9 protein-coding genes and 1 pseudogene are annotated in these 7,376 nt (G+C 64.1%); all 10 read left to right on the forward strand.

Going from position 1 to position 7,376, the window contains the following annotated elements; translation table 11 throughout:
• The first annotated feature begins 20 nt into the window (after positions 1 to 20).
• The 10 genes and pseudogenes from oscA (at position 21) to F3J43_RS20320 (ending at position 7,342) form a co-directional block, all read left to right on the forward strand.
• The gene (oscA, locus tag F3J43_RS20280; protein WP_016489716.1) at positions 21 to 203 is read left to right on the forward strand and encodes a sulfur starvation response protein OscA; all 183 of its coding nucleotides are present in this window, start codon (positions 21 to 23) and stop codon (positions 201 to 203) included.
• A gap of 47 nt (positions 204 to 250) precedes the next feature.
• On the forward strand, positions 251 to 1,258 hold the full coding sequence (locus tag F3J43_RS20285; protein ID WP_166890989.1) for a sulfate ABC transporter substrate-binding protein: 1,008 nt from the start codon (positions 251 to 253) through the stop codon (positions 1,256 to 1,258).
• Positions 1,259 to 1,389: 131 nt separating this feature from the next.
• Entirely contained in the window at positions 1,390 to 2,208 is an 819-nt protein-coding gene (gene cysT, locus F3J43_RS20290; protein WP_166890992.1) for a sulfate ABC transporter permease subunit CysT, read from the forward strand.
• A 13-nt stretch (positions 2,209 to 2,221) separates the two neighbouring features.
• Positions 2,222 to 3,094 (forward strand): sulfate ABC transporter permease subunit CysW, encoded by an 873-nt coding sequence (gene cysW / locus F3J43_RS20295; RefSeq protein WP_166890995.1) that lies wholly within the window; start codon positions 2,222 to 2,224, stop codon positions 3,092 to 3,094.
• Positions 3,095 to 3,097: 3 nt separating this feature from the next.
• Positions 3,098 to 3,829 (forward strand): annotated as a pseudogene (locus F3J43_RS20300) (sulfate/molybdate ABC transporter ATP-binding protein); the annotation flags it as partial.
• Between the two features lie 39 nt (positions 3,830 to 3,868).
• Complete coding sequence (locus F3J43_RS24455; protein ID WP_370526434.1) at positions 3,869 to 4,087, forward strand: TOBE-like domain-containing protein; 219 nt, start codon at positions 3,869 to 3,871, stop codon at positions 4,085 to 4,087.
• 360 nt (positions 4,088 to 4,447) lie between these two features.
• Positions 4,448 to 5,230: an energy transducer TonB gene (locus tag F3J43_RS20305; RefSeq protein WP_166891001.1), complete on the forward strand. Its 783-nt coding sequence runs from the start codon at positions 4,448 to 4,450 to the stop codon at positions 5,228 to 5,230.
• Positions 5,231 to 5,260: 30 nt separating this feature from the next.
• Entirely contained in the window at positions 5,261 to 5,983 is a 723-nt protein-coding gene (locus F3J43_RS20310) for a MotA/TolQ/ExbB proton channel family protein (RefSeq protein ID WP_166891004.1), read from the forward strand.
• 1 nt (position 5,984) lies between these two features.
• Positions 5,985 to 6,386, forward strand: coding sequence for an ExbD/TolR family protein (locus F3J43_RS20315; RefSeq protein WP_166891008.1), 402 nt, complete (start codon positions 5,985 to 5,987; stop codon positions 6,384 to 6,386).
• Positions 6,387 to 6,823: 437 nt separating this feature from the next.
• On the forward strand, positions 6,824 to 7,342 hold the full coding sequence (locus tag F3J43_RS20320) for an Hcp family type VI secretion system effector (RefSeq protein ID WP_166891011.1): 519 nt from the start codon (positions 6,824 to 6,826) through the stop codon (positions 7,340 to 7,342).
• Positions 7,343 to 7,376 lie beyond the last annotated feature (34 nt).

Here is a 7,376-nt window from a genome sequence, read left to right on the forward strand (position 1 = left end):
TTACTCACAGGAGAACGAGCATGAGTGCATCTCTGCGCAGCATCGACGGTCAGGACGAAGCCACCATTCTGCGTGAGATCCAGAGCGCCCTGCGCGACCTGCGCTTCGGCGCGGTGGAGATCACCGTGCACAACGCCCAGGTGGTGCAGATCGAACGCAAGGAGAAGTTCCGCCTGCAGCAGCCCGGCAACAAGTCCGGCTGACAGCGCATCACCTCAAAACTAGAAAAATGCCAATCGGGAGCTTCACCATGTCCATCCGCCGTTATGCGCTCGCCGCCCTGGCCAGCGCCGTGTTTGCCGGTTCCGCGATCGCCAAGGACTACGAACTGCTGAACGTGTCCTACGACCCGACCCGCGAGCTGTACCAGCAGTACAACGCCGAGTTCATCCAGCACTGGCAGGCCGCCCATCCGGGCGACAAGGTGAAGATCCAGCAATCCCACGGCGGTTCCGGCAAGCAGGGCCGCGCGGTGATCGACGGCCTGCGTGCCGACGTGGTGACCCTGGCCCTGGCCGGCGACATCGACGAGATCGCCAAGCTCGGCAAGACCCTGCCCGAGGACTGGCAGAAGCGCCTGCCGGACGCCAGCACCCCGTACACCTCGACCATCGTGTTCCTGGTGCGCAAGGGCAACCCGAAAGGCATCAAGGACTGGGGCGACCTGATCAAGCAGGACGTCTCGGTGATCACCCCCAACCCGAAGACCTCCGGCGGCGCCCGCTGGAACTTCCTCGCCGCCTGGGCCTACGGCCTGAAGACCGGCGGCAGTGAAGAGAAGGCCAGGGAATACGTGCAGCAGCTGTTCAAGCACGTACCGGTGCTGGACACCGGTGCCCGCGGCTCGACCATCACCTTCGTCAACAATGGCCAGGGCGACGTGTTGCTGGCCTGGGAGAACGAGGCCTTCCTGGCGCTCAAGGAAGACGGTGGGGCCGACAAGTTCGAGATCGTCGTGCCGTCGCTGTCGATCCTGGCCGAGCCACCGGTGGCGGTGGTGGACAAGAACGCCGAGAAGAAGGGCAACGAGCAGATCGCCGAGGCGTACCTCAAGCACCTGTACAGCCCGGCAGGCCAGAAGATCGCCGCGCAGAACTTCTATCGTCCGCGTGACGCGAAGGTCGCCGCCGAGTTCGGCAAGCAGTTCCCGAAACTGGACCTGGTGACCATCGACAAGGACTTCGGTGGCTGGAAGACTGCGCAGCCGAAGTTCTTCAACGATGGTGGTGTGTTCGACCAGATTTATCAGGCACAGTGATCGGCTGTTCACGCCTCGTAGGATGATGGCGTGGGAGTGGTGCACCGCTCCCACGATGTTCCCAGCATTCAACTAGCCTGCATGGGCCCGGGATCCGACCCCGGGCTTCGTGCATTCAACCAGGGACCTTTATGTCACGTCGTATTTCCCCCGTCATACCCGGCTTCGGGCTGACACTGGGCTACACCTTGGTGTACCTCAGCCTGATCGTGCTGATACCGCTGGCGGCCATGTTCATCCATGCCTCGCAGCTCACCTGGGAGCAGTTCTGGACCATCGTCAGCGCGCCGCGTGTGCTCGCCGCGCTCAAACTGAGTTTCGGTACCGCCCTGTTCGCCGCCATCATCAACGGTGTGATCGGCACCCTGCTGGCCTGGGTGCTGGTGCGCTACACCTTCCCCGGGCGCAAGGTCATCGACGCGATGATCGACCTGCCGTTCGCCCTGCCCACCGCGGTCGCCGGCATCGCCTTGACCGCCCTGTACGCACCTCAGGGCTGGGTTGGCCAGTTCGCCACCGAGCTGGGCTTCAAGATCGCCTACACCCCGCTGGGCATCACCCTGGCCCTGACCTTCGTCACCCTGCCGTTCGTGGTGCGCACGGTGCAGCCGGTGCTGGCGGATATTCCGCGGGAAGTCGAGGAGGCCGCTGCCTGCCTGGGCGCCAAGCCCCTGCAGGTGTTCCGCCACGTGCTGGCGCCGGCGCTGTTGCCGGCCTGGCTGACCGGTTTTGCCCTGGCCTTCGCCCGCGGCGTCGGTGAGTACGGCTCGGTGATCTTCATCGCCGGCAACATGCCGATGAAGACCGAGATCCTGCCGCTGCTGATCATGGTCAAGCTCGACCAGTACGACTACACCGGCGCCACGGCCATCGGCGTGCTGATGCTGGTGGTTTCCTTCATCCTGCTGCTGCTGATCAACCTGCTGCAGCGGCGCATCGAAACCCCTTGAAGGAGGCCTGCTGATGTCTTCGTCTTCCCTTGGCGCCACGGCCGCCGCCAACGCCGCCCGGCGTGGCAGCGCGACCTCGCGCCGTGTACTGATCACCCTGGGCTGGATCGTCTTCGCGCTGTTCCTGGCCCTGCCGTTGGTGATCGTCGTCTCGCAGGCACTGAAGAACGGCTTCGGCACCTTCTTCGAGGCGATCCTCGAGGCCGATGCCCTGGCCGCGCTGCGCTTGACCCTGCTGGCGGTGGTCATCTCGGTGCCGCTGAACCTGGTATTCGGCGTGTCCGCCGCCTGGTGCGTGAGCAAGTACAGCTTCCGTGGCAAGAGTGTGCTGGTGACCCTGATCGACCTGCCGTTCTCGGTGTCGCCGGTGATCGCCGGCCTGGTCTATGTGCTGATGTTCGGTGCCCAGGGCCTGTTCGGCCCGTGGCTGCAGGACCACGACATCCAGATCGTCTTCGCCCTGCCGGGCATCGTCCTGGCGACCATCTTCGTCACCGTGCCCTTCGTCGCCCGCGAGCTGATCCCGCTGATGCAGGAGCAAGGCACGCAGGAGGAGGAGGCCGCGCGCCTGCTGGGCGCCAACGGCTGGCAGATGTTCTGGCACGTGACCCTGCCGAACATCAAGTGGGGCCTGATCTACGGCGTGGTGCTGTGCACCGCCCGGGCCATGGGCGAGTTTGGCGCGGTGTCGGTGGTGTCCGGCCATATCCGCGGCGTCACCAACACCTTGCCGCTGCACGTGGAGATCCTCTACAACGAGTACAACCATGTCGCGGCCTTCAGCGTGGCCAGCCTGCTGCTGATCCTGGCGCTCTTCATCCTGCTGCTCAAGCAGTGGAGCGAGAACCGTATTAACCGCCTGCGCCACAGCGCCGCGGAGGAATGATTCATGTCGATCGAAGTACGTAACGTCAGCAAGCGCTTCAACAGCTTCCAGGCCCTGGACAACATCAACCTGGACATCCACAGCGGCGAACTGGTGGCGCTGCTCGGCCCGTCCGGCTGCGGCAAGACCACCCTGCTGCGGATCATCGCCGGGCTCGAGACGCCGGACGCCGGCAGCATCGTGTTCCATGGCGAGGATGTGTCGGGGCACGACGTGCGCGATCGCAACGTCGGCTTCGTGTTCCAGCACTACGCGCTGTTCCGCCACATGAGCGTGTTCGACAACGTTGCCTTCGGCCTGCGCATGAAGCCCAAGGGCGAGCGCCCGAGCGAGAGCAAGATCGCCGAGAAGGTCCATGAACTGTTGAACATGGTCCAGCTCGACTGGTTGTCCGATCGCTATCCCGAGCAACTCTCCGGCGGCCAGCGCCAGCGTATCGCCCTGGCCCGCGCGCTGGCGGTCGAGCCCAAGGTGCTGCTGCTCGACGAGCCGTTCGGTGCCCTCGACGCCAAGGTTCGCAAGGAGCTGCGCCGCTGGTTGGCGCGGCTGCACGAGGACATCAACCTGACCTCGGTGTTCGTCACCCACGACCAGGAAGAGGCCATGGAAGTCGCCGACCGTATCGTGGTGATGAACAAGGGCGTGATCGAGCAGATCGGTTCGCCGGGCGAGGTGTACGAGCACCCGGCCAACGATTTCGTCTACCACTTCCTGGGCGACTCCAACCGCCTGGCGACGGCGGAAGGGCAGCATGTGCTGTTCCGCCCGCACGAGGTGTCGCTGTCGCGTCACGAGACCGAGGGGCACCATGCCGCCGAGGTGCGTGATATCCGTCCGCTGGGTGCGACCACGCGGGTGACGCTGAAGGTCGAGGGGCAGAGCGAGCTGATCGAGGCCGAGGTGGTCAAGGACCATGACAGCCTGACCGGGCTGGCGCGCGGGGAGACGTTGTTCTTCCGGCCGAAGGTGTGGCAGAAGGTGGCAGATATCTGAGCCGCGTTTAGAGGCAGGGAAAACCCGGGCATGGTCCCGGGTTTTTTATTGCCTGTGCCAGTGGGAAGAGCTGCCCCTGCAGGGGAACGCAAATCCCTGTAGGAGCGGCCTTGTGTCGCGAAACGAGGGAGAAGCTCTCGCGGCAATCCCATGCCTTGCCCGAATATTTGTCATGCCGAAAAGGCATCGGCCGGCTGCTCTGTCGCTACACCCCCCGAGCCTCGTGGCTTGGAGCCGACATCGCCAATTCAATATTCATAAAAGTTCTAGCTTTAACTTTAAACATTACTTTATGAGATAAGCCCTCGGCGACGATGATTCAGCCACATACCTGAGTCAAGAACCCCAGGAGTCTGATCAATGGGTAATGTCCAGTCGGCCATCAGGGCCTACGACCAGCCATGGCGCCCGGCCCCGGGCGACCTGGTCGAGCTCGGACGCACGTTGCGCCTGCCGCTTGGCCAGTTGCGCCTGCAACGCACGCCGGTCAGCGGCCTCAAGCGCCGCGACGCGCTGGCGCTGGGCCTGCTGGTACTGGTGCTGCATGGCGTGGTGGCGTATTGGGTCAGCCATCAGCCGACTCCCGAGCTGCCGCTCGTCCCGCCGCAGGTTCCCCCCATGACCATCGAGTTCGCCGCGCCCGCGCCACCCGCAGTCGAGCCGCCGCCGCCCGCGCCGGTGATCCAGCCCGCGCCGCCACCTGTACCGGTGGTCGATGAGCTGGCCGCCAAGCCTGCGCCCAAGGCGAAGCCCAAGCCTGTGCCCAAGCCGCAGCCCAAGCCGGTCGAGGCGGCTGCGCCCGCTCCGGTGGCTGCGCCAGCAGCGCCTGCCCCGGCCCCTGTGCCCCCCGCGCCGGCACCGGTCACCCCGGCCTCGGCCAACGCCGCATACCTGAAGAACCCGGCGCCGGAGTATCCGCAGATGGCCCAGCGCCGTGGCTGGGAAGGCACCGTGCTGCTGCGTGTGGAAGTGCTGCCCAGCGGCAAGCCCGGGCAGATCCAGATCCAGAAGAGCAGTGGCCGCGATGCCCTGGACGCCGCCGCGCTCGCCGCGGTCAAGCGCTGGAGCTTCGTTCCGGCCAGGCAGGGCGACGTGGCCCAGGTGGGCTGGGTCAGCGTACCGATCGATTTCAAGCTTCGTTAACGTGCGAGCGCATAAAGGAAGGACTTCATCATGAGCCTGTTGGCATCCCCCTTCGAATCCGTAGAAAGCGCAGTCATCTGGCTGCTGGTTGGCTTCTCCGTCGCCACCTGGGCGCTGGCCCTGGTCAAGGTCGTGCAGTTCGTGCGCCTCAAGCAGCAGGACAAACGCTTCCACCAGCAGTTCTGGGCGGCGTCCAGCCTCGATTCGGCCGCCGAGCCGAGCCACGACCTGCCCGGTCCTGCCGCCCGTGTGGCCCAGGCCGGCTTTGCCGCCATCGCCGTGGGCGAGACCGCCCAGGCCAACGACCTGAGCCACGCCATCAATCACCAGGACCGCCTCGAGCGTGCCCTGCGCCAGCAGATCGTCCGTGAGCGACGCTCGCTGGAGACCGGCCTGGCGGTGGTCGCCAGCATCGGCAGCACCTCGCCGTTCATCGGCCTGTTCGGCACCGTGTGGGGCATCATGGCGGCGCTCAAGGGCATCAGCGCGGCCGGCTCGGCCAGCCTGGAAACCGTGGCCGGTCCGATTGGCGCGGCGCTGGTCGCCACTGGCGTGGGAATCGCCGTCGCGGTGCCGGCGGTGCTGGTCTACAACTACTTCCTGCGCCGCCTCAAGCTGACCGCCGCCGACCTCGACGACTTCGCCCACGACTTCTACAGCCTGGCGCAGAAGAGTGCCTTCCGCGTGCTGGTGCACCCGGCGGTGCAGCGCCAGCCAGCCGGTTTCACCCAGCCCGTGAAGGAGGCCTCCTGACATGGCCTTCTCGACCCAGGACAGCGATGAAGTGTTGAGTGAAATCAACGTCACGCCGTTGGTGGACGTCATGCTGGTGCTGCTGGTGGTGTTCATCGTCACCGCGCCGCTGCTGACCAATGCCATCCCCATCAACCTGCCCAGGACCGAGGCGGTGGCCCCGGTGGAACAGAAAGACCCGCTGGTGGTGAGCATCGACGGCAGCGGCAAGCTGTTCATCAACAAGGACGAGATCCAGCCGGACTTGCTGGAGGCCAACCTCAAGGCCGCCAAGGACCGGGACGCCGAGCTGAGGGTGCAGTTGCAGGCCGACGATGGTGTGAACTACGGCGAAGTGGCGCGGGCCATGGCTGCCATCGAGCGTGCCGGGATCAGCAAGCTGGCGGTGATTACGGCGCGTTAGCGGCAACCCTCTTCAGGCAAGTGATTCTCGCAGTTGCGTTGGGGCCATATCTCTTGGCAGGGGGTGGCCCCTTTTTTATGCCTGGGCCAGCTTCCTGACATCGCTCATTCTGGCTTTGCTCACAAACTTTGACTTATTGGTCAACTGCGCAAGAAGTTGCGCACTCGAATGTGGATAAGTGTGTGGATAGTTCGATGAAGGCCTTGGTAATCATCATGTACAGCCAACTGCGCAACTTTTTGCCACCACTGCGCAAGAAGTTGCGCAACTTTTGGATTGATCTTGTTTGGTAAGTCACTCGAACGGATGTCAAAGATCTGTAATTAATTGATATTAAAAGGAAAAATATTTTTGGCACGATAGTTGATGCCTCTTTGCTGGCCACCTGGCAATTTCCTGCCAGTTCAGGCACTTATCCCCAGCAAGGAGAGCAACACATGGCAACTCCCGCCTACATGGCCGTCACCGGCGAAAAACAAGGTCTGATCACCGCTGGCGCCTTCACCGCCGACTCGGTGGGCAACACCTACCAGGAAGGCCACGAAGACCAGGTCATGGTCCAGGGTTTCGAGCACGAAGTGATCATCCCGCGTGACCCGCAGTCCGGCCAGCCGACCGGCCAGCGCGTGCACAAGCCGGTGAAGATCACCAAGGTCTTCGACAAGGCCTCGCCGCTGCTGCTGGCCGCCCTGACCTCGGGCGAGCGCATGACCAAGGTCGAGATCAAGTGGTACCGCACCTCGGCCCAGGGCACCCAGGAGCACTACTACACCACCGTCCTGGAAGACGCGATCATCGTCGACATCAAGGACTACATGCACAACTGCCAGGACCCGGCCAACGCCCACTTCACCCACCTGGAAGATGTGTACTTCACCTACCGCAAGATCACCTGGACCCACGAAGTGTCCGGTACTTCCGGTTCCGACGACTGGCGCGTGCCGGTCGCGGGCTAAGGCTTGGTGGGGTCTCTGGGTGATCGACGTTGGT

Source organism: Pantoea sp. Cy-639 (assembly GCF_011752525.1).
Taxonomy (GTDB): domain Bacteria; phylum Pseudomonadota; class Gammaproteobacteria; order Pseudomonadales; family Pseudomonadaceae; genus Aquipseudomonas.